Here is a 1,125-nt window from a genome sequence, read left to right on the forward strand (position 1 = left end):
AATCGGGTTTTGATTCTAAACTTTGTTTGTAATTTCGTTTTCCGTCGCGGCTTTGCTTCTAAACTCGTGTTCTTTCGTTGCTGTTAAACTCCGCTCTTGTTACAAAAGATCGCATCGCCTTTTCTAAGTTTCGATTGGTTTTGCGGAGTAAATTACAATGCGTCAGACGATTGAGTGGATGTTAGAATGTTAGTCGGCTCTGTTGGCCCTTGTGTTTTGCCGATTCGAAATTCGTGATTTTCGATCTTCAATTGGTAAGTTTGAGATCTTGGTTGGTTCAATGTCGCTTCGCTGGATTCGACTTGGCTTGGCTTGGCTTGACTTGATTTGATTTGATTTGATTTAGCTCGAGTTGTGACTTGATTCGATCTGATTCGATTCGATTCGACTTGAGTTGACGCAGCTCAATCCGAGCTGACCCGACTTGCTCGAACCGAACCAGAATATTTTCTCTGATTACAACTCAAATGTTCGCGAATTTTTTTCATCGGGAGCGTGACATTCGTGCAAGCCGTGGAACCGAGTGTGGTATGGGATATTTACTGCTCAACAACGAAGAAGAAATTTCCTCTCGTTTACAAAATGACAGAAAGGAAACGGTGACCTTGCTCGTTCCGGAAGAAACCTGGCTTCGGTATGGAGAGCGATATGGGGAGGCTGCCGCACGTCGTCTTCCGAAGAAAATTCCCGAGTTGTTGCGAACCTACGCCAAGTTTTTGACCGCGACCAAACGTTTGGGCAAGAAAGCGGGAACGACGTTGTATCAACCTTCTGCCTCTGCCCCTGCCTCTGCTTCAGTGTCTGCTGTGGCGGCGGCCGTGGACCGTCGTCGAACTTCCTTTGATTCTGAGGCGCCGGAGGAGGAGGGAGCGAAGGATGCACCACCTAACAATGACCAGGCGGTTGGCGATTCTGCGGATGGCGTCCGACCAGGGGTTCGTGCACTTCGAACGGAGCGAAACGGATTGTCGGGAGAACAGAATTTGTCGGGAGATCAGAATTCGGCGAAGAAGCAAGAGCCGATGTCGTCGTCGGAGTCCGGTGGCGCTGCTGGCACTCGCGCTGCGGGGCAGCGATCTGCGGAAAAGAAAACAATGAGACGAATCAATGTTCGGTTGGGAACGG

The 1,125-nt window shown here is 49.5% G+C and carries 1 protein-coding gene; it reads left to right on the forward strand.

The window, feature by feature from the left end:
* Positions 1 to 530: 530 nt before the first annotated feature.
* On the forward strand, positions 531 to 1,125 hold a 595-nt coding region (locus EHQ17_RS03825; RefSeq protein WP_135736138.1), incomplete at its 3' end, for a DUF1564 family protein.

Source organism: Leptospira gomenensis, assembly GCF_004770155.1.
GTDB lineage: Bacteria > Spirochaetota > Leptospiria > Leptospirales > Leptospiraceae > Leptospira > Leptospira gomenensis.